The organism is Streptomyces sp. NPDC001380 (assembly GCF_042895785.1).
Lineage (GTDB): Bacteria > Actinomycetota > Actinomycetes > Streptomycetales > Streptomycetaceae > Peterkaempfera.
In genome coordinates, this window is record NZ_JBIAWP010000009.1 from 105,297 (window position 1) to 125,308 (window position 20,012).

The 20,012-nt window shown below is 77.7% G+C and carries 19 protein-coding genes; 13 read left to right on the top strand and 6 right to left on the bottom strand.

The genetic code is table 11. The annotated features are described in order from the left end of the window. The first annotated feature begins 112 nt into the window (after positions 1-112). The 3 genes from ACFY07_RS13535 to ACFY07_RS13545 all read left to right on the top strand — a co-directional run bounded on the left by ACFY07_RS13535 (position 113) and on the right by ACFY07_RS13545 (position 2,909). The gene (locus ACFY07_RS13535; protein ID WP_390868804.1) at positions 113-376 is read left to right on the top strand and encodes a CopG family transcriptional regulator; all 264 of its coding nucleotides are present in this window, start codon (positions 113-115) and stop codon (positions 374-376) included. Continuing rightward, positions 373-786 (top strand): DNA-binding protein, encoded by a 414-nt coding sequence (locus ACFY07_RS13540; RefSeq protein ID WP_390868805.1) that lies wholly within the window; start codon positions 373-375, stop codon positions 784-786. Before ACFY07_RS13535 ends, ACFY07_RS13540 begins: the two co-directional genes overlap by 4 nt. 296 nt (positions 787-1,082) lie before the next feature. Continuing rightward, a complete protein-coding gene (locus tag ACFY07_RS13545; RefSeq protein ID WP_390868806.1) occupies positions 1,083-2,909 on the top strand; it encodes a coagulation factor 5/8 type domain-containing protein in 1,827 nt (608 codons plus the stop codon). A gap of 96 nt (positions 2,910-3,005) precedes the next feature. Here ACFY07_RS13545 and ACFY07_RS13550 read toward each other — a convergent pair whose 3' ends face one another. The 3 genes from ACFY07_RS13550 to ACFY07_RS13560 all read right to left on the bottom strand — a co-directional run bounded on the left by ACFY07_RS13550 (position 3,006) and on the right by ACFY07_RS13560 (position 4,383). Beyond that, the gene (locus tag ACFY07_RS13550; protein ID WP_390868807.1) at positions 3,006-3,665 is read right to left on the bottom strand and encodes a pentapeptide repeat-containing protein; all 660 of its coding nucleotides are present in this window, start codon (positions 3,663-3,665) and stop codon (positions 3,006-3,008) included. A gap of 9 nt (positions 3,666-3,674) precedes the next feature. Further along, complete coding sequence (locus ACFY07_RS13555; RefSeq protein ID WP_390868808.1) at positions 3,675-4,040, bottom strand: hypothetical protein; 366 nt, start codon at positions 4,038-4,040, stop codon at positions 3,675-3,677. A gap of 115 nt (positions 4,041-4,155) precedes the next feature. Further along, a complete protein-coding gene (locus tag ACFY07_RS13560) occupies positions 4,156-4,383 on the bottom strand; it encodes a dodecin (protein WP_230649374.1) in 228 nt (75 codons plus the stop codon). A 237-nt stretch (positions 4,384-4,620) separates the two neighbouring features. Here ACFY07_RS13560 and ACFY07_RS13565 point away from each other — a divergent pair, with 237 nt between their 5' ends. Beyond that, positions 4,621-5,250 carry an NADPH-dependent F420 reductase gene (locus ACFY07_RS13565; protein WP_390868809.1) on the top strand — a complete coding sequence of 210 codons (630 nt, stop codon included), beginning with the start codon at positions 4,621-4,623 and terminating at the stop codon, positions 5,248-5,250. Positions 5,251-5,447: 197 nt separating this feature from the next. Here ACFY07_RS13565 and ACFY07_RS13570 read toward each other — a convergent pair whose 3' ends face one another. Next, a complete protein-coding gene (locus ACFY07_RS13570) occupies positions 5,448-6,107 on the bottom strand; it encodes a VIT family protein (RefSeq protein ID WP_390868922.1) in 660 nt (219 codons plus the stop codon). A 537-nt stretch (positions 6,108-6,644) separates the two neighbouring features. On the opposite strand from ACFY07_RS13570, the gene ACFY07_RS13575 reads away from it, so the two are divergent. Next, the gene (locus ACFY07_RS13575; RefSeq protein WP_390868810.1) at positions 6,645-6,929 is read left to right on the top strand and encodes a hypothetical protein; all 285 of its coding nucleotides are present in this window, start codon (positions 6,645-6,647) and stop codon (positions 6,927-6,929) included. Positions 6,930-7,179: 250 nt separating this feature from the next. Then, on the top strand, positions 7,180-7,515 hold the full coding sequence (locus tag ACFY07_RS13580; RefSeq protein ID WP_390868811.1) for a hypothetical protein: 336 nt from the start codon (positions 7,180-7,182) through the stop codon (positions 7,513-7,515). Positions 7,516-7,614: 99 nt separating this feature from the next. Here the strand turns inward: ACFY07_RS13580 and ACFY07_RS13585 are convergent, their stop codons facing one another. Further along, entirely contained in the window at positions 7,615-7,935 is a 321-nt protein-coding gene (locus ACFY07_RS13585) for a hypothetical protein (RefSeq protein ID WP_230649382.1), read from the bottom strand. Between the two features lie 225 nt (positions 7,936-8,160). Between ACFY07_RS13585 and ACFY07_RS13590 the strand changes: the two genes are divergently transcribed. The 5 genes from ACFY07_RS13590 to ACFY07_RS13610 all read left to right on the top strand — a co-directional run bounded on the left by ACFY07_RS13590 (position 8,161) and on the right by ACFY07_RS13610 (position 16,276). Further along, the gene (locus ACFY07_RS13590; RefSeq protein WP_390868813.1) at positions 8,161-10,083 is read left to right on the top strand and encodes an ATP-binding protein; all 1,923 of its coding nucleotides are present in this window, start codon (positions 8,161-8,163) and stop codon (positions 10,081-10,083) included. After that, positions 10,080-12,521 (top strand): hypothetical protein, encoded by a 2,442-nt coding sequence (locus ACFY07_RS13595; RefSeq protein WP_390868814.1) that lies wholly within the window; start codon positions 10,080-10,082, stop codon positions 12,519-12,521. Before ACFY07_RS13590 ends, ACFY07_RS13595 begins: the two co-directional genes overlap by 4 nt. 202 nt (positions 12,522-12,723) lie before the next feature. Beyond that, complete coding sequence (locus ACFY07_RS13600) at positions 12,724-14,592, top strand: threonine/serine exporter family protein (protein ID WP_390868815.1); 1,869 nt, start codon at positions 12,724-12,726, stop codon at positions 14,590-14,592. A gap of 8 nt (positions 14,593-14,600) precedes the next feature. After that, complete coding sequence (locus tag ACFY07_RS13605; protein ID WP_390868816.1) at positions 14,601-15,686, top strand: hypothetical protein; 1,086 nt, start codon at positions 14,601-14,603, stop codon at positions 15,684-15,686. Between the two features lie 221 nt (positions 15,687-15,907). Beyond that, positions 15,908-16,276 carry a hypothetical protein gene (locus ACFY07_RS13610; protein ID WP_390868817.1) on the top strand — a complete coding sequence of 123 codons (369 nt, stop codon included), beginning with the start codon at positions 15,908-15,910 and terminating at the stop codon, positions 16,274-16,276. Positions 16,277-16,391: 115 nt separating this feature from the next. Here ACFY07_RS13610 and ACFY07_RS13615 read toward each other — a convergent pair whose 3' ends face one another. Further along, complete coding sequence (locus ACFY07_RS13615; RefSeq protein ID WP_230649537.1) at positions 16,392-16,886, bottom strand: inorganic diphosphatase; 495 nt, start codon at positions 16,884-16,886, stop codon at positions 16,392-16,394. Positions 16,887-17,025: 139 nt separating this feature from the next. Here ACFY07_RS13615 and dacB point away from each other — a divergent pair, with 139 nt between their 5' ends. Both dacB and ACFY07_RS13625 read left to right on the top strand, forming a co-directional pair. Further along, positions 17,026-18,660: a D-alanyl-D-alanine carboxypeptidase/D-alanyl-D-alanine-endopeptidase gene (gene dacB / locus ACFY07_RS13620; protein WP_390868818.1), complete on the top strand. Its 1,635-nt coding sequence runs from the start codon at positions 17,026-17,028 to the stop codon at positions 18,658-18,660. A gap of 26 nt (positions 18,661-18,686) precedes the next feature. Further along, positions 18,687-19,856 (top strand): zinc-dependent metalloprotease, encoded by a 1,170-nt coding sequence (locus ACFY07_RS13625; protein WP_390868819.1) that lies wholly within the window; start codon positions 18,687-18,689, stop codon positions 19,854-19,856. Positions 19,857-20,012: the final 156 nt, after the last annotated feature.

Below are 20,012 nucleotides of genomic sequence, written 5' to 3' on the forward strand. Positions count from 1 at the left end.
CGCCGACGGCCTGAGGAGACGGAGTGCGGGGGGCGGTGGACGGCGCTTCCGACGGCCGGTGCACCGGAAGCCCCTCCGCCGCGAGGGTGGCATCGGCGGTAGCATAAGGGGTATGAGCGAGCCCACCCGGAAGTACTCGATCACCATGCCCCGGGACATCGCCGAGGCCGCCCGTGCCCGGAGCGGCCCGTCCGGTCTCTCCGCGTACGTCGCCGCAGCGGTCGCCCGCCAGATCGAGCGTGACAACCTCGGCGAGCTCATCGCCGTGGCGGAGGCCGAGCACGGCCCGATCACGCCCGAGGAGGTCCAGCAGAAGCGCGACCTCCTGCGGCGCGCCCACGGGGAGCGGCGCGGTTCCGGGGTGGACGCGGCGTGACCCGCGGTGCCGCCGTGCCCGCCGGCACCCTCGTCCTGGACAGCGAGGGGCTGGCCAAGGCGGTGCTCCGGGACCGCGAGGTGACCGCGTGGCTGGCGATGGCCCTGGCGGACGACCTCCGGGTGGTCACCAGCGCGGCCGCCCTGGTGGAGGCCGTCCATCCCCGCATCAACCGGCCCGCCCTCGAGTGGACGCTGTCCCGTCTCGTGGTCGAACCGGTCACCGAGTCGATCGCCCGCCACGCGGCCGCCCTCCTTGCCGACGCCGGGCTGCACGGGCACAAGCACGCCGTCGACGCGATGCTGTCCGCCACCGCCCTCGCCGCCCCCGGACCGGTCACGATCCTCACGTCGGACCCCGACGACCTCGCCGCCCTGTGCGGCGGCCGCCTCGCGGTCGTCAAGGTCTGATGCCGGCGGTCCCCTGCCCGGGGCGGGGGGCGTCGTGCGCCCGCCGGGCGCGGCGGTGCCGCGGGACCGCGGGTGTCCCGCCGGCCGTCGGCGGCTGCGGGGCCCGTGATGCCCGCCCGTCGCCGCAGGGCGCACTCCGACCAGGGCCGGAGAGCGCTCTCCTGCCGCAGGCATTGACCCCCTTCTTCCACGGCGTGTAGAAACGCACGCGGTGGATCCGGAGGAGCCGCGCGCTGCGCGACCCGGGTCGACCGGCCCCCGAGGACCCTTCCACCCTGAAAAGGCAGATACCTCTCATGCTGCACGACCGTGATGAGAGCGCTCTCAAAAGATGTCGCGGAGGACCGGCCCTCCGGACCGCCCGCCGCCTGGCCGCCGCCGCGGCGGCCACCGCCGTCACGGTGGCGCTCGCCGCGCCCGCCGGAGCGGCGCCCGCGCACCACCGCCCCGGGGGGCAGCCCGACTTCGGCCCCAATGTGACGGTCCTCGACCCCGGCACCCCGAAGGCCGACATCCAGGCCGCGCTGGACGGGGTGCTGAGGACGCAGGAGTCCGCCCAGTTCGGCACGGGCCGGCACGCGTTCCTCTTCAAGCCCGGCCACTACGACGTGGACGCCCAGCTCGGCTACTACACCTCCGTCTACGGCCTCGGCATGTCGCCCGACGACGTGGACGTCACCGGCGAGGTCCGCGTCGAGGGGCAGCGGCAGCCCGACGGGAGCTACAGCGCGCTGGAGAACTTCTGGCGCTCCGCAGAGAACCTCTCCGTCACCCCCGCCGACGGCATCGACTGGTGGGCCGTGTCGCAGGCCGCCCCGCTGCGGCGGGTGCACGTCCGCGGCGGCCTCTTCCTCTTCCCCCGGCAGGGCGGGTACGCCAGCGGCGGCTACCTGGCCGACTCGAAGGTGGACGGCACCGTCGTCAACGCCTCGCAGCAGCAGTGGCTGACCCGCGGGAGCTCCGTCGGCGGGTGGTCCAACGGCGTCTGGAACCAGGTCTTCTCCGGCGTCCAGGGCGCCCCGCCGCAGTCCTTCTCCACCACCCCCTACGACCCCCCGCCCTACACCACCCTGGACACCTCCCCGGTCAGCCGGGAGAAGCCGTTCCTGTACGTGGACTCCCAGGACCGCTACCGGGTCTTCGTGCCGGCCGTGCGCCGCGACTCGTCGGGCCCGTCCTGGACGGGCGGGACCCCCGCCGGCTCGTCCCTCCCCATCGACCGGTTCTTCATCGCCAAACCGACCGACTCGGCCGCCCGGATCAACGCCGAGCTGGCCCGCGGCAGGGACCTCGTCCTCACCCCCGGCATCTACCACCTGGACCGCTCCCTCGAGGTCCGGCGGTCCGGCACCGTGGTCCTCGGCCTCGGGTACCCGACGCTCGTGCCCGAGCACGGCGTCGTGCCGATGAAGGTCGCCGACACGGCGGGCGTCAAGCTCTCCGGGCTGCTCTTCGACGCCGGACCGGTCACCTCGCCCGTCCTCCTGCAGGTCGGCCCCCGGCACTCCCGCCACAGCGACCCGGCCGACCCGACGACCGTCCAGGACGTCTACTTCCGCGTCGGCGGCGCGGGCCCCGGCCGCGCCGCCACCAGCCTGGTGGTGAACAGCGACGACGTGCTGCTGGACCACGTCTGGGCCTGGCGCGCCGACCACGGCACGGGCGTCGGCTGGGACGTCAACACCGCCGACACCGGGGTGGTGGTCAACGGGGACGACGTCACCGCGTACGGACTCTTCGTCGAGCACTACCAGAAGTACCAGCTGGTCTGGAACGGCGAGCGCGGCCGCACCGTCTTCTTCCAGAACGAGATGCCGTACGACCCGCCGAACCAGGCCGCCTGGTCGCACGACGGCGTCAAGGGGTACGCCGCCTACAAGGTGGCCGACTCGGTGAAGCGGCACGAGGCCTGGGGCCTGGGCAGCTACTGCTACTTCAACGTCGACCCGACGGTCCACGCGGCCCGCGGCTTCGAGGTGCCGGACCGGCCCGGCGTCAGGCTGCACGACGTCCTCACCGTCTCGCTCGGCGGCGTCGGCGTCATCGACCACGTGGTCAACGACACCGGCGGCCCGGCGCAGGGCGCCGACACCCGGCCGAGCAACGTGGTCTCCTACCCCTGACCGGTGCGTCTGCGGGCGGGGCCTCCCCCGCCCGCGGGCGCCTGGCGTCCCGCCGGACGCCGCAGCCCGCCGGACACCGCGCCCCGCCGGCCTGCCTCAGCGGTCCCGCACGGCGATGCCGAGGGTGTCGGCCAGCAGGGGCGCCAGCTCCACCAGCTGCGCACTGCTGACCGTCGCCCCCCGCAGCCCGTCGAGCCCGCCCGCGATGCCCAGCGCCGCCGCCCCCCGCAGGTCCACCCGGCTCAGCCGCGCCCGGTCGAACCGCACGCCCTCCAGGACGGACCCGGGGAAGGCGGCCCCGGTCAGCGAGGCGCCCGCGAAGTCCACGTCGCGCAGCACGCAGTCGTGGAACACCACGTCGCGCAGGACGGCGCCCCGCAGGTTGACCGAGTCGAACTTGCAGTGGTGGAAGGCCACCCGGCGCAGCTCCGCGTCGTACACCTCCAGGCCCGCCAGCATCCCGCCGACCACCTCGGCGTCCAGCCAGCCCGACTGCGCCAGGTCGGTGCCCACCCACCGCACCGTGTGCAGCCACACGTCGTTGAACCGGGCCCGCCGCATCCTGCCGCCGGTGAAGGACACGGAGGCGAAGGCGCACTCGGTGAAGCGGGCCCCGCCGGCCTCGGGCCCGTCGAACTCCACGTCCTCGAAGAGGACCGTGTCGTAGTCCCCCTCCCGGGAGAGCGGTCCGTCGGCCGGTTCCAGGTGGGCCGCGTAGGGGAGGTCGGCGCGGTCGCGGGGCAGGGCAGTGGCCATGCGCCGACCCTAACCGGCGGGGAGCCCCGCGGCGCTCCGCACGGCGCCGCACACCGCCTCCGGGGCGTCGGCGGAGACCGCCAGCCGGGCGAACGGCGCCCCCCGGGCCAGCTCCACCCGCACCACCGGGCGGCGGGCCCGGACGGCCGTGAAGTCGACCCCCACCGCGTGGCGCCGGGTGCCCGTGCAGGACAGGCCGGGCACGCAGGTCCCCCGGAGCGGCGTCCCGCGCAGGGCCCGCCACCAGAACCGTTCGACCGCGACCTCCCGCACCGCGTCGAGGGGCACCCGCACCTCGCCCCGGCGGGCCGCCACCCGCTCCCACCAGACCAGGCGCACGACGAGTTCGCCGTCCTCCACGACCAGCCGAGCCATCGCGCCTCCACACCGGGCCGTCCCCCGAAGGCACGGTAGCGGCCGGGGCGGGCCGGTTGCGGGAGGCCGCCGCGTCGTGCCGGTGCGTCCCCGACATGCCGTCGGGGACGCGCCGTCAGGAGCCCGCGGAGTCGCCCGCCTCGAGGCGGAAGCCCACCTTGAGGCCCACCTGGTAGTGCTCGACCCGGCCGTTCTCCAGGTGGCCGCGGATCTGCACCACCTCGAACCAGTCCAGGTGGCGCAGCGTCTCGGCGGCGCGGCCGACGCCGTTGCGGATGGCGGCGTCCAGGCCCTCGTGCGAGGACCCGACGATCTCGGTCACCCGGTAGGTGTGGTCGGACATGGCGGTCTCCCGGACTCGTGGGGCGCGGACTCGTCGTGCGCCGCCCCGCGGGACACGGCCCGCCCGGGGCACGGCCCCGCGGGGGTGCGGCCCGTCCACCGTGCCCCACCCGGGCGGGGCCCGCGAGGCCGGTGGGCCGGTCGGGCGGTGCCGACGGGCGGAGGTTTCCGCCGCCGCCCGTCCGGGCACGGCTTGCCGCCGGGGCGCCGAGCAGGCCGAGCAGGGAGAGGACCGCACATGCGCATCGGGATCATCGGAGCCGGACACATCGGGGCCACGCTCGCCCAGCACTTCGCCCGGATCGGGCACGAGGTCGCGGTCAGCAACTCCCGCGGCCCCGAGACCCTCCAGGACCTCGTCCGGGAGCTCGACGCCGGTGCGCGTGCGGTCACCCCGGCCGAGGCGGTCGCGTTCGGCGAGGTGGTCGTGGTGTCCGTCCCGTACGGGCGGTACCGGGAGCTGCCCGCCACCGGCTACGAGGGCAGGATCGTGGTCGACACCTGCAACTACTACCCGGAGCGGGACGGGCAGGACCCCGACCTCGACTCCGACGCCACCACCTCCAGCGAGAAGATCCGCGACCACCTGGGCGGCGCCGACGTGGTCAAGGCGTTCAACGCCATCCACTGGCAGAACCTGCGCGACCGCGGCCGCCCCAAGGGCGACCCCGAGCGGCTGGCCATCCCGGTCTCGGGCGGCGACGAGGAGGCCAAGGCCGTGGTGGCGGGCCTGATCCGGGACATCGGCTTCGACCCGGTCGACGCCGGCTACCTGGGGCGCGGCGGCCGCAGGCACCAGCCCGGCAGCAGGCTCTACGGGGCCGAGCTGACCGCCCGTGAGGTCAGCGCCCTGCTGCACGCGGTCTGACCGGGACCGGCGCGGCCCGGCCCGTGCGGGCGGCCCGGGCCGTGGGGGCGGAACCCGGGCCGCCGGGCCCCGTCCCGCCGAGCCCTGTTCCGCCGGGCCCCGTCCCGCCGAGCCCTGTTCTGCCGGGCCCCGTCCCGTCGGATCCTGGCCCGTCAGGTTCCGGACCGTCGGGTACAGGGCCGTCGGGTACCGGGCCGTCAGATCCCGGCCGCGCCCAGCAGGGAGCCCGCCGCGTAGGTGACGGCCATCGCCAGGGTGCCGCCCGCCACGTTCCGCAGCACCGCGGGCCGCACCCGGGCCCCGCCCAGCCGGGAGCTGGTCCATCCGCAGACGGCGAGGGCCGCCAGCACCGCCACGACCGTGATCCACAGGCGCACGGCGGGCGGCGGCAGCACGATGGCGAGCAGCGGGAGCAGCGCCCCCGCCGTGAACGCGCCGAAGCTGGCCCAGGCCGCGTGCCAGGGGTTGGTCAGCTCGTCCGGGTCGATGCCCAGCTCGGTCTCGGCGTGCGCGCCCAGGGCGTCGTGCCGGGTCAGCTCCTCGGCCACGGCCTGCGCCAGTCCGGGGGAGAGGCCCTTGCCCCGGTACATCGCGGCCAGCTCGGCCAGCTCCGCGTCGGGCTCCTGCGCCAGCTCCCGGCGCTCCGTCGCGAGTGCGGCCCGCTCGGAGTCCCGCTGGGTGCTCACCGAGACGTACTCGCCCACGGCCATCGAGAGCGACCCGGCGAGCAGGCCGGCGAGGCCCGCGGTGAGCAGGGCGGCGCGGGAGTCGGTCGCGCCGGCGACGCCGACGACCAGCCCCGCGGTGGAGACCACGCCGTCGTTGGCGCCGAGGACGGCGGCGCGCAGCCAGTTCAGCCGGGTGCCGAGACCGCCCGCCCGGTGCGGCTCGTCGTGGTCCGCCGCCCGGCCGCCGTCCGAGCCGCCGCCGTCCGTACCGCCGTCCGCCGCCCGGGCGCGGTCCGCCGCACCGCCGCCGTCCGCCGCCGGGCCGCCGGCCCCGGCCCCGGTGCCGGCCTGCTGTCCGTCTGGATCTGCGCCCGTGTCCTGCTGCACTGTTCGAGTGTGCACCTCCCGGGGCGCGGCGCGGGCGGCGACCTGCCGGACCGCCGGGGGGCCGCCCGCGCCCCCCGGCAGGCCGTCCCGGTGGCCGGCGGGCCCCGGCGCCCGGCGGCGCCCCGGGCCGGTCCCGCACCGGGCGTCCCGGCCGCCCCTCCCCGTTCACCCGTTCGCGTGCCCCCCTGCAGATCACTCCCTGCACTCGGGGACTCTTCTGTACGCTGCACGCTCAGTACGGACGTCGAGGGCGCCGCGGGTGACCGCGCCGGCCACGGCCGGCGGGAACCACGGCCGCCGGTCCGGTCGTCCCGTACGACACCGAGAAGGAGCACGACCATGGCCCCCGTCACCGCCGAGACATCCACCTGCCGCCTCTGTCCGCCCGGTGGGGGCACGGTGGTGGCCAGGTACCCCGGTGACGCGCCCGCCGCCAAGGCGTCCGCCCGCGCCCACCAGGAGGCGCAGCTGACCGGGCTGGCGCACCACGACCACTACGACCCGGCCCTCGACGCCTTCGTGGTCGTCCGCCACGACGAGCGTCCCGCGGGGGCGTCCGGCCTGGCCGAGATCCCGGGCCAGGCGGGGGTCGGAGCGGTCGCCGGGATCCCCGAGGCGGCCTGAGCCGCGCCGGGACGGCCCGGGAGCACCACGGGGCGCCGCCCCCGGTACCGCCGCGGGGGCGTCCGCCCCTGTCCCGTTCCGGTGCCTGAGCCGCGCCGGGACGGCCCGGGAGCACCACGGGGCGCCGCCCCCGGTACCGCCGCGGGGGCGTCCGCCCCTGTCCCGTTCCGGTGGCGGACCGTCACCCTTGGTGGGGGGAAGGGCGGGTACGCGCCCTGCCGGACGAGATCCGGCGACGGGAGGGACCCCCATGAACGAGGCAGGCGCCAGGCGCCACGCCGATCCCCTGGACGGCGCCGGACCCGACGGCACGGACCTGCCCGGCGGCGACGGCGCGGCCGCCGTCAGGGCGGACCGCGGCGCCGCCCCCGGCGCGGTGGCGGAGGACGGGGGCTCCGGGCTGCCGGACACCGTGGAGGACCTGACGGACGCCGTGGAGCAGGCGGCGGACCGGCTGGGGCGGCGCAGGACCCTGCTGGCCGCCGCGGCGGTGGTGGGCGCCGCCGGCGTCGGGGCCACCGTCGTGCGGATCGTGGCCGCCCGCCGCCACCCGTGGCGCACCCGGCTGCACGGCCTGCTGCGCTGACGGGGGACCGGCGGGGCGGGGAGGGACCGGACCCGGACCCGCGGGCGCACGCCGGGGGCGGACGGGACCCCCGCCCGCCCCCGGCGCCGTGCGTGCGGCTCAGTTCGGGGCGGCCGGCGGGAGCAGGCCCGTGACGTTGCCGTTCCCCTGGACGGACCCGACCGTGCCGGACCTCCCGTCGACGGCGGCCGTGTTCCCCTGGTCGGACGCCTGGGAACCGGTGGCGGTCTGCAGCAGGCCCGCGGCGTCGCCCTGCAGCGGGCCGACGAGGTTGCCCCAGCCGCCGCCGACGACGGCGCTGCCGGCCGAGCCCCTCCCCGCCGCGGGCGGGGGAGCGGCGGACGCCGGGGCGGATCCCGGGCCGAGGGCGGTGAGGAGGGCGGCGACGGCGAGGGCCGCCGGTGTGCGGAAGCGTGACACGCGTTCTCCCTGTGCTGGTGGAGGTGGTCCTGTCGGCGTCGCACCGCAAGGCTCCACCGAGGGACCGGACCGGCACCACCGGTCCGGCCCCCGTTCGCCCGACCGTGTCATGGCGGGACGTCCAAACCTCCCCGCCCCGCCTCGTTCGGGGAGGGCGGCGGGCAAGATCCGCACCGCCCCGAAACCGCTGGTCGTCCGGGTGCCGTCCTGGCACACTGTGGCCCCATGTCCCAGGGCCTGCGTGCCACCGAGGTGGACCTCGGCGGCCTCGTCACCGTGCTTGCCTCGCACCTCTACTCCACCCCGCTGGTCGCCCTGCGCGAGCTCGTGCAGAACGGCCACGACTCCCTCACCCGCCGCCGCCTGGAGGACCCCGCCCACCCGGGGGCCGGCCGGATCACGGTGCGCGGCGACCGCGCCCGCGGCACCGTCTCCGTCGAGGACGACGGCGCCGGACTCACCGAGCCCGAGATCCACGCCTACCTGGCGACCGTCGGCACCGGCTACACGCGGCTGCTGCGCGAGGTCACCGGCAGCGACGAGCTGATCGGCGCCTTCGGGCTCGGCTTCCTCTCCGCCTTCGCCGTCGCCGACGAGGTCACCGTCACCACGACCTCGCACCGCGAGCCCGCCGCCGGCCACCGCTACCGCAGCGTGGGCGGCGAGCGGTACGAGGTGGCGCCCGTGCCGCCCCGCGCCCCCGGCACCCTGGTGGAGCTGCGCCTGAAGTCCGAGCACGCCCACGTCGCCGACGAGGACGTGCTGCGCGAGGTGCTGACCCGGTACTGCGTGCTGCTGCCCGTCCCCGTGCACCTGGGCGACGACCCGCAGCCGCTCAACGCCGTCCCCGTCCCGTGGCGCCTCGACCCGCAGCCCGCCGACCCGCAGCAGGCCCGCACCGCCTTCGCGGCCCGCTTCGGCCGCCGCTTCGAACCGCTCGCCACCCTCCCCGTCACCCCGCGCGGCGACTCCGACGCCACCGGCCTGCTCTGGGTCCAGGACGGCTCCACCTACGGCACCAGCGACAACCGCGACCTCGCCGTCTACCTGCGCGGCATGCTCCTCTCCGAGGACGCCCGCGACCTGCTGCCCCGCTGGGCCGGGTTCGTCGGGGGCGTGGTCGAGTCCGCCCGCCTCACCCCCACCGCCAGCCGCGAGGACCTGCAGCGCGACGACCACTACCGCGCCGTGCAGGCCGCCCTCGCCGACGCCGTCGTCGACGGCCTGTACGAGACCGCGCGCCTGCAGCCGGGCGCCTGGCGCCGCATCCTGGCCCGGCACGGCCAGGAGCTGCTGGGCGCCGCCCTCTGCGACGACCGCCTCTTCGCCCTGCTCGCCGACGACGTGCCCGTGCCCACCTCGCAGGGCGACCTCACCGCTGGCGCGCTCCGCGCCGCCGGCGGCGGCACCGTGCACGTGGCGCTGGGCTCCTCGGGCGGCTTCGAGGAGATGCTGTACCGGGCCATGCAGGTGCCGATCGCCCGCGGCGACCGCTACGCCGTGCTGCCGTTCCTGCGCCGCTACGGGCAGCTGCGCGGCTGCCGGGTCGTGGAGCTCGGCAGCGAGGACGGCAACCGCGCGCTCTTCCGGGACCCGGACCGGCCGCTCGCCGCCGACGAGGCCGCCTGGCTCTCCGCCGCCCTCGCCGACGACGGCGAGCAGCTCGTCCCCGTCCGCTTCGCCCCCGCGGAGCTGCCGCTGGTCCTGGTGCCCGACCGGGAGGCCGAGCTCAAGCAGCGGATCGAGGACGACCGGGCCGACGCCCGCATCCCCGGCGCCGCGCTCCGGCTCGCCCGCGCCTTCACCGCCCGCACCGACGGCGGCGTGACGGCACGGCTCCACCTCAACCTGGACAGCCCCGCGGTGCGGAGCCTGCTGGACGCCTACCGCGCCGGCCACCCGGGGGCCGCCACCGCGGCCGGGCTGCTGCGCTCGATGAAGGTGGTCATGGCCGCGGCCTCGGGGGAGGGGCGCGGCGACCTCACCGGCGCCCTGGCCGCGCTCGGCGACGCCGTCGCCGCCCTCACCGCGCCCGCGCCCCCGGCGGCGCCCGCGCCCACCGCACCCGCCGCGGCGCCCGCCGTCGCCACCGCCACCGCCACCACCGCCACCGCCACCGCCACCGACCACGGGGAGGACACCGTATGAGCGGCACCGACATCTGGGCCTGGGTCCGCGACACCCACGGCAGCCTCGCCGAGGCCGGCCACCACCGCCTGGCGCAGGCCATCGTCGACATACCCGGCCACGCCACCGACGGCCGCAGCGCCCAGCTGGACGCGGTCCACCCCGAGGCGCTGGCCGCCGCCCGCGCCCTGGACCTCCCCTGGGTCGAGGTCTACCTGCGGCACTGGCGGCTGCAGAGCCTCCTCAACAAGCGCCAGCAGGGCGAGGCGGCCCTCGCCGAGGCCGTCTCGCTGCTGGAGTTCGCCCACCGCGAGGAGACCGCGGACTGCCCGCAGTCCGTCTGCACGGTGCAGGACTTCGCCATCTGCCACGCCCGCATCGACGGCCCCGGCTACGTCGCCGAGCGCCTCGCGGTCCTGGACGAGACGCTGGAGCGCGTCGAGCCCTCCCGGGCGTGCTTCGACTGCCTGTCGCGCGAGTACTCCGACACCCTGGAGGACGACGGCCGCCCCGCGGACGCCCTGGCCCACCTGGACGCCGCGGCCGCCCGGATGCACGCCGCCGGCCAGCACCCCTCCCTGGACTTCCACCTCTCCCGCGCCGGCGCGCTCCACCTGCTCGGCCGCCACGAGGAGGTGCTGACGGCGCTGGACGAGGCGGAGAAGGGCCGCCTCGCCCGCGGCCTGAAGCCCGACGAGGACGACCGCCGCTCCCTCGCGCTCGCCCGCGCCCGCGCCCTGGCCGCCCTCGGCCGCGCCGAGGAGGCCGCGCAGCTGCTGCCCTCCGCGGAGGACGCCGAGGAGTACCCCGACCTGCGCGCCCACTGGGCCGAGACCGTGGAGGTCCTGGCCGGGCTCGGCGCGGTGCCCGCCGACGCGGCGCTCGGCGCCCGCCTCGCCCGCTGGGCCGGGTACCTCGACGACGTCGGCTCCCACCGCCCCTGCCTGGACCTGGTGCTCGTGGCCGGACGGCTCGCCGTCGCCCGCGGTGCCCGCACCGTCGCCCTCGCGCTGGCGGACACCGCGGAGCGCAAGCTCGCCGACCTGCGCTGCACCGACGGCGTCGCCGACCGGACCGCCGCGCTGCGCGCCGCCGCCGAGGCGCTGCCGGTGCCCGGGCTCCCCGTGCCCGCCGAGGGGCTGCTCGCGTGGCTGTCCGCACAGGACGGGCCGGGCGAGGACGGGCCGGGCGAGGACGGGCCCGTGGAGGACGCCGCGGCGGAGGACGCCGCGGCGGAGGACGGGGACGGCCCGGGGGCCCGGACCCCGCACGACCCGGAGGCCCACCTCGACCTGGTGGCCGCGGCCCGCGCGCAGCGCCCCGGCGACTCCGGCCTGCTGGTGGCGCAGGCGTCCCTGCTGGGCGCCCTCGGCCTGGCGCGTCCCGCCGCCGACCTGATGTGGCGCGGGCTGGACGCCCACCCGGACGACGAGCACCTCGCGGGGGCGCTGACCGGCGCCCTGGTCGAGGCCCGCGACGGGGACGGCGTGCGCCGCCTCGCCGACCGCCTGGCGGCGGCCGGGCGGGCCGAGGAGGCCCACTGGACCCGCGCCCGCTGGGCGGCCGCCGAGGCCCGCTGGAGCGAGGTGGCCGAGGAGTGCGCGGCGATCGTCGCCCGCGCCCCGGACCGCATCAACACCCGCCGGCTCTGGGCCCGCGCCGCCGCCGAGCTCGGCGACCACGCCGCGGTCCAGCGGCTCTGCGAGGAGATCCTCGAGCACGCGCTGCCGGACGGCGGGGCGGGGCCGGAGGAGGAGCACCGGACCGTCCAGGGGGCCGACCTGTGGGCCCTGGTGGTCGCCGCCACCGTCAACCGGGACTGGGCCGCCGTGCGCGCGGCGGCCGGCCGCCTCGGCATGGAGTTCGACTCCGACGAGGGCCCCGTCGACGAGGAGTGGCAGGTCGTCGCCGTCCGGGTGACCGGCGACCGGGGCACCCACACCGACCTCCCGGCGGTCCGGACCGGCCCCGCCACCGCCCGGATCCTCCCGGTCACCGGCGACGACGTGCCGGTCAACCACGGCGACACGGTGGTCTTCGAGCCCAGCCTGCTGGAGCCCCGGCCGCAGACCGAGGAGGAGCTGCGGCACTGGCGGCCGCTCTTCGGCATGGTCGCCCTCCTCGACCCCGCCGGGTACACCACGTACTGGATCGACGGGGCCTGGCCCGGCGACGAGGCGTGGGCCGCCCTCCGCGACGGGCTGCGGGGGCTGGGCTACGGCGTCTGGGCCTGGAGCGGCGGCGGGTACCGGGTCACCGACCCCGGCGGCGGCGAGCCGCTGCCCGGCCTCTACGCCGCCGTGGGCGTGCCGCCCCTGGCCTCCGCGGCCGAGGCCGACGCCCACCTGGCGCGCCTGACCGCCGGGTGGGAGCACCCGCTGGCCTGGCCCGGCCTGGCCGAGGCGGCGGGCGCGGACACGGCGCCCCACCGCGACACCGTGGAGCGCTACGGCCTCTGAGCCCGCCCCGTCCGTCCGCCCGTCCCCGGCCGTCCGTCCGCCCGTCCCCGGGCGGACGGGCGCCCCGTCCGCAGGCCCGGCCGCACCGCCCACGAGGGGTGTGTGCATTCCCGCCGGTGATCAGGCAAAGTGTAGGAAAAGATCACAACCGGTGGGGGCGGCCCGGCAGGAGCCGTCCGCCGGAGCGGCGAGGAGCGGGCAGGTGCCGGAGGCGGCGGACCGTACGGGCCGGGGGACGACCCGGCAGGCGGACGGCGAGCGGGAGGCGGAGAGCAGCAGGACGGACGGGCGCGGCCCGGCCGGACACGGACGCGGCGGGCGCACGGGGCAGGACCGGCGGGCGGACGCGGTCCGGACCCGGGCCGCCGGGCCGTCCCCCGCCGGGCCGTCCCCCTCCGGGCCGTCCCCCTCCGACGCCCCCGCCTCCGACGCAAGGCCCTCCGGGCCCCGCTCCTCCGGGCCCCGCTCCTCCGGGCCCGAACCCGCAGGGCCCGCGCCCGCCGGACTGCCGCACCCCTCCGAGGCGCCCCCCACCCAGGGCCTGCTCGGCCCGGTCGGCGACCCCGCCCCCGCCGGGGACGACTGGCGCACCCTCGGCTACACCCCCCCGTCCGGCATCCCCGTGCCCTCGCTGCAGATCGGCGCCCCCGGCGCCGCCCCCTGGCCGGACCGGATGCGCACCCTGCTGCGCACCCCCATGTCGGAGCGCCCCCTCTTCGAGCGCACCCAGCAGGAGGACAAGCCGGAGGGCTCCGGCCCGAACGTGCCCCGGGTCCTCGACCTCGCCCTGCGCATCGGCGAGCTGCTGCTCGCCAGCGGCGAGAGCGCCGAGGACGTCGAGGCCGCGATGCTCGGCGTCACCCACGCCTACGGCCTGGACCGGTGCGAGCCCCAGGTCACGTTCATCATGATCTCCATCTCCTACCAGCCGTCGCTGGTGGACGCCCCCGTCACCGCCGACCGCACGGTCCGCCGCCGCGCCTCCGACTACACGCGGCTCGCCGCCGTGTACCGCCTGGTCGCGGACATCACCGCCGAGCGCGCCGGGGTCAACGACGCCTACCGCCGGCTCGCCGAGATCCGCCGCAACCGCCACCCCTACCCCGGCTGGCTGCTCTCCCTGTGCGCGGGCGGGCTGGCCGGCGCGGCCTCCCTCCTCGTCGGCGGCCAGCTCGACGCCCGGGCGTGGCTGGTCTTCGCCACCGCGTTCACCGCGGCGGTCCTCGGCGACCGGCTGGCGTGGCTGGTCGCCGGACGCGGCCTGCCGGAGTTCTACCAGTTCGTCCTGGCGGCCATGCCCGCCGCCGGCACCGGCGTGATCCTCGCCCTCGCCGGTCCGGGCACCGGCCTGCGCGGATCGGTGGTGATCACCGGTGGCCTCTTCGCGCTGATCCCCGGCCGGGCCCTGGTCTCCGCCGTGCAGGACGGCCTCACCGGCTTCTACATCACCGCCGCGGCCCGGCTGCTGGAGGTCCTGTACCTGGTCGCGGGCATCATCACCGGCGTCCTGCTGGTCCTGTACGTGGGGGTCCGCTTCGGCGCCGAGCTGCGGCCGGAGCAGAGCCTGCTCTCCCACAGCTACCCCGTGCTGCAGCTCGCCGCGGCGATGCTGCTCACCCTCGCCTTCGCCGTCATGCTGCAGAGCCACCGCCGCACGCTGCTCCTGGTGACCCTCAACGGAGGCGTCGGCTGGGCCGTGTACGGCGCGCTCACCGTCGACGCGGACGTCTCCCCGGTGGTCGCGACCGGCGTCGCGGCCGGCATCGTCGGCCTCTTCGGCCAGCTGGCCTCCCGCTACCGCTACGCCTCCGCGCTGCCGTACGTCACCGCCGCGCTGGGCCCGCTGCTGCCCGGTTCCGCCATGTACCTCGGCATGCTCTCCGTCGCGCAGGGCGACGCCACCGAGGGCCTGGTCGCGGTCAGCCGCGCCGCCGCCCTCGCGCTGGCGCTCGCGGTCGGGGTGAACCTCGGGGGCGAGGTCGCCCGCCTGTTCATGCGGATGCCGGCCGGCGTGGGCGCGGGCGTGGGCGCCGCGCAGCGGCCGGCCGCCAAGCGCACCCGGGGCTTCTGAGGCCGCCGGTGCACTGGAGCGGCCTGGTGGACGCCTACCGCCACCACATCCTGGAGCAGGGCAAGGAGCCGCTGTTCCTGCTGCTGGTGGGGTTCATCGGGTCGTTCCTGTTCATCCGGTTCAGCGTGCGCATGATCCGGCGCGGGGTGCGCTGGTGGCCGGGGAACGTCACGCCGGGCGGGCTCCACATCCACCACGTCGTCTTCGGCCTCGGATTCCTCCTCGCGGGCGGCTTCGGGGTGTTCACCACCGGCGGGGCGCGGCTGGGCCTGTTCGGGCTGCTCTTCGGCATCGGCTGCGGGCTGGTGCTCGACGAGTTCGCGCTGCTCCTGCACCTGGAGGACGTCTACTGGAGCGAGCAGGGCCGCAAGTCGGTGGACGCCGTGATCATCGGGATCCTCGTCACCGGCCTGCTGCTCACCGGGTACGTCCCGCTGGGCGTCGTGCCTAGCGAGTCCACCCGGTGGGGCCTGGTCGTGGGCCTCTCCGTGAACGCCCTGCTGTCCGTGGTCACCCTGCTCAAGGGCAAGGTGTGGACCGGGCTGCTCGGCATCCTCGTCCCCGGCCTGTCCCTGGTCGGCGCCGTCCGGCTGGCCCGCCCCGCCAGCCCGTGGGCGCGGTGGCGCTACCGGACCCGGCCGCGCCGCGCGGCCCGCGCCGGGCGCCGGGAGCGGCGGCTCCACCGGCGGGCCGACCTGGCCCGCACCCGGCTCTTCGACCTGATCGCCGGGGCCCCCGACAAGGTCGCGCCGCACCATGCCGCCACCCGGCGGGTCGCCGAGCGGATGGCCGCCCGGATGACGGCCCACCTGGACGCCCACGAGGCGCGCCGGCTGGCCCTGCTCGCCGCCCGCCGGTCCGACCGCGGACCCGCGGGCCGCGGACCCGTCGGCCGCGTGCCCGCCGGCCGTGCCCCGGCCGGCCGGGACGCGCCCGCGCCCTCCCCGTCCGCGCCCCTCCCGCCCGGCCGTACCGCCGACGGCCGGCCGCCGGCGCCGCCCGCCGCCCGCCGGGACCTGTCCGCCGCCCGCCGCCGCACCGTCGCCGCGGGCCGGACCCGCACCCTGCGGCGGGGCCCCCGCACCCCCCGCTGACCCGCTCCGGTCCCGGTCCCGGCCTCGGCCCCGGCCCTTCGAATCCCGCGGTTCCCGGCCCGGGCCCGGGAGCGGCCGGTCCCCGCCTGCGCGCCCCTGCCGTCCGCCCGCCTCCGCCGCCCGGCACCGGTCGTCCCCCGTCCCGGATCGGTCGCCCGTGAACAGCTTCGGGCCCGGATGCGTAGGACTCCGCACAGGACCGCCCGTCCCGGGGAGGAACCATGCAGACCACCATCGGTGCACGGACCGAGCCGGGCGGCCGCCGCCCCCGTCCGGGCGAGGCGCGCCGCGCGGCGACACGGGTCATCGAGGCCTGGGCCGCCGACCACTGCCTCGCCGCCACCGGCGAGGAGCTGGAGGAGCTGGCGCAGGAGGTCGTCAAGGCCGTCCGGCGCGCCGTGACCCCCCGCGTGGTGCCCCCGGCGCACGGCGGACTGACCTCCAAGCCGGGCGCGGACGCCGACGCGGCCCGCCGCATCGCCGCCCGCCTGGAGGCCGAGCTCGCCCCCGCGGCGCGCAGGCCCGAGCCCCGCGACGCCGCCCCCCGGCCGACGCGCCGCCCGCTGCACCAGCCCCACCCCCGCCGCTGAGGCCGCCCCGCCCCCGCCCCGGCGGGGTGCGGCGGTGCGGCAGCGCCCGGACAGCAGTGAGGGCCGGGACCGCGAGAGGCTCTCCGCGGGTCTCGGCCCTCCTTCCGTCCGTGCCTCAGTGGGCGTGGCCGGACTCCTTCAGGCGCTTGACCGAGTTCTCGATCTCGGCCTCGGCCTCGACCCGGCCGACCCAGTGGGCGCCCTCGACCGACTTGCCCGGCTCCAGGTCCTTGTAGACCTCGAAGAAGTGCTGGATCTCCAGGCGGTCGAACTCCGACACGTGGTGGATGTCGCGCAGGTGCTCCCAGCGCGGGTCCGACGCCGGGACGCAGAGCAGCTTGTCGTCGCCGCCGGCCTCGTCCGTCATGTGGAACATGCCGATGGCGCGGCACTTGATCAGGCAGCCGGGGAAGGTCGGCTCCTCCAGGATCACCAGTGCGTCCAGCGGGTCCCCGTCCTCGCCGAGGGTGCCCTCGACGAAGCCGTAGTCGGCCGGGTAGCGGGTCGAGGTGAAGAGCATCCGGTCGAGGCGGAGACGGCCCGTCTCATGGTCCACCTCGTACTTGTTCCGCGAGCCCTTCGGGATCTCGATGGTGACGTCGAACTCCAACGGGTCCTCCAAGATTCGGCACTGTCAGAATCAAGTGTCTCCTACGGTACGGAGTGCTCGGGAAAGGGGCCGTCGGGTGGACGGGGCGGGGCAGTGGGCGGGTCGGGCGAAAGACGCCGCGCGGGCCGCGGGGAGGGCCGTGCGGGCGGCGGGGCGGGCGGGGCGCGCGGCCGGCAGGGCGGCCGGCAGGGCGGCGCGTGCGGCCCTGGAGGCCGGGCGGGCCGCCGGACGGGCGGGAGGCCCGGCCCTGCGCCCGGCCCTGCGCGCCGCCGGGAGCGCCACCGGGCGCACGGCCCGGGTGTGCGCCGGCCGGCTGACGGCCGCCACCCCGGCCCGCACCGCGGCGGTCGCCGGCGTGCTGGGCCTCGCCCTCGCGCTGGCCTCCGCCGTTGCCGCAGGCCCCTGGGAGGGCGGCCGCCGCACCGCCGAACGGGCCGCCGACGCCCCGCGCCCCGCCGTCACGCGCCCCGCTGTCGCGGGTCCCGCCGCGCCGCCGGCCGCGGCGCCCCGGCGCCGCCCCGCCGTCCCGGTCCTCCTCGCCGCCGGGACCGCACCCGCCGGCGGTCCGGCCCCGGTCCCGACCGCGGCGGGCCTGCGCGCCGCGCTGGCCGGCCCCGTCGCCGACCCCGCCCTGGGCACCCTCACCACGGCGGTCGCCGACGCCGCGACCGGCCGGCTGCTCTACGGTTCGGGCGACACCGTGCCCGCCACCCCCGCCTCCACCACCAAGATCGGCACCTCGGTGGCCGCCCTCGCCCTCCTCGGCCCGGACCACCGGATCACCACCCGGGCCGTGCGCGGCGCCGCCCCCGGCGAGGTGGTACTGGTCGGCGGCGGCGACCCCACCCTCACCGTGCTGCCCCGCCCGGCGGGCGCCGACCCGCGGACCGCCCCCGCCTCGCTGCGGGACCTCGCCGACCGCACCGCCGCCGCCCTGAGGGCGTCCGGCACCTCCTCCGTGCGCCTCGGCTACGACACCTCCGCGTACTCCGGGCCCGTCCGCCACCCCTACCACGACGGCTTCAACATCGCCCCGATCACGGCCCTCACCGTCGACGAGGGCCGCACGGACCCGCACACCTCCGGTCCCGCCGCCCGCTGGGGCGACCCCGCCGGCCAGGCCGCGCAGGCCTTCGCCGAGCTGCTGGGACGCCACGGCGTCACCGTCTCCGCCGTCCGTCCCGCCACCGCGCCCGCGCACGCCGCGGAGCTGGCCCGCGTGCAGTCGCCCGTCCTCGCCCGGCTGGTCGAGCGGCTGCTCACCGACTCGGACAACGACCTCGCCGAGGCCGTCGCCCGCCAGGCCGCGGCGGCCGCCGGCCGGCCGGTGAGCTTCGAGGGCGCCGCGCGCGCCGTCCGCGAGACGCTCACCCGCCTGGGCGTGCCGCTCGGCGGAACGATCCTGCACGACGGCAGCGGCCTCAGCCGCGACAACGCCATCCCGCCGCGGGTCCTCACCTCCCTGCTCGCCCTCGCCGCCTCCCCCCGCCACCCCGAGCTGCGGCCCGTCCTCACCGGGCTCCCCGTCGCCGCCTTCACCGGCACCCTCGGCGCCCGCTACTCCGCCGCCGCCGGATCGGCCGCCGCGGCCGGACTGGTCCGCGCCAAGACCGGCACCCTCAACGGCGTCAACACCCTCGCCGGGCTGGTCGTCGACCGCGACGGGCGGCTGCTCTCCTTCGCGCTCATGGCCCGGGGCGGCGCCGACGCGCCCTCGGTCCGCGCGGCCCTGGACCGGATCGCGGTACGGGTCGCCGCATGCGGCTGCCGGTAGCGGTCGGCAGCACGTACGGTGAAGACATGACGAGCGCGAGTCCTGACATGGTCGACTGGAACCTCGCAGTCGCGACGGCGACCCGGCTGGTGCGCCCCGGGCCGGAGATCACCCGCGAGGAGGCCCGCGAGGTGGTGGCGGAGCTGCGCCGCCACGCCCGGGACTCCGAGCAGCACGTCAGGTCGTTCACCGGCCTCTCCTCGCCCGGCGGCGGGACGCCGGTCCTCGTCGTCGACCGGCCCGGCTGGGTCCGGGCGAACGTCGCCGGGTTCCGCACCGTCGTCCAGCCGCTGGTCGCCAAGCTCCAGGCCCGCCGGCAGAACGTCCCCGGCGCGGCCCTCATCGGCGGCGTCGGCGAGAAGGTCACCGGGGTGGAGGTCGGCGCCCTGCTGGCCTTCCTCTCCTCCAAGGTGCTCGGCCAGTACGAGACCTTCGCCCCCGCGGAGGCGCCCGACAGCCCCGCCCCGCTCTTCGGCGGACCCGGCGAGCGGCCCGCCGGGGGAGCCGCCGCGGGCCGGCTGCTGCTGGTGGCCCCCAACATCGTCCACGTGGAGCGGGAGCTCGACGTGGACCCGCACGACTTCCGGCTCTGGGTCTGCCTGCACGAGGAGACCCACCGGACCCAGTTCTCGGCCGTCCCCTGGCTGCGCGACCACGTCGAGTCGGAGATCCAGGCGTTCCTCGCCGAGACCGACATCGACCCCGCCACCCTGCTGGAGCGCCTCGTCGAGGCGGCCCGCGGGCTCGCCGGCGGCCTCCCCGTCCCCGGCCTGGGCGGCGACCGGCGCCCGCAGGAGGGGCCCGCCGGGCCCGGCGGCCTCCTCGAGGCCGTCCAGACCCCCGCCCAGCGCGAGATCCTCTCCCGGCTCACCGCCGTGATGTCGCTGCTGGAGGGCCACGCCGACGTCGTGATGGACGGCGTGGGCCCCGACGTCGTCCCCTCGGTCGCCGAGATCCGGGAGAAGTTCCAGCAGCGCCGCGACCGGGGCGCCGGACGGCTCGACGTGCTGCTGCGCCGCCTGCTCGGCCTCGACGCCAAGCTGCGGCAGTACCAGGACGGCGCCGCCTTCGTCCGGGCCGTCGTCGACCGGGTGGGCATGGACGGCTTCAACCGCGTCTGGACGTCCCCCAACACCCTGCCGACCCGCGACGAGATCCACGACCCGGCCTCCTGGGTCGCCCGCATGCACGGCTGACCCCCGCGCAGGGCCCGCCCCGCAGCACTCCTGACGGTCCGTCGGGAGTCCGCCGCCCGCCCGCCGTCCGCTGACCGCCGTCCGTCCGCCGCCCGCCTGCCGGGACCGTACGGCGCGGGTGCCCGGCGGCGCCCCGGGCGGAGCGGCCGTCCGGCG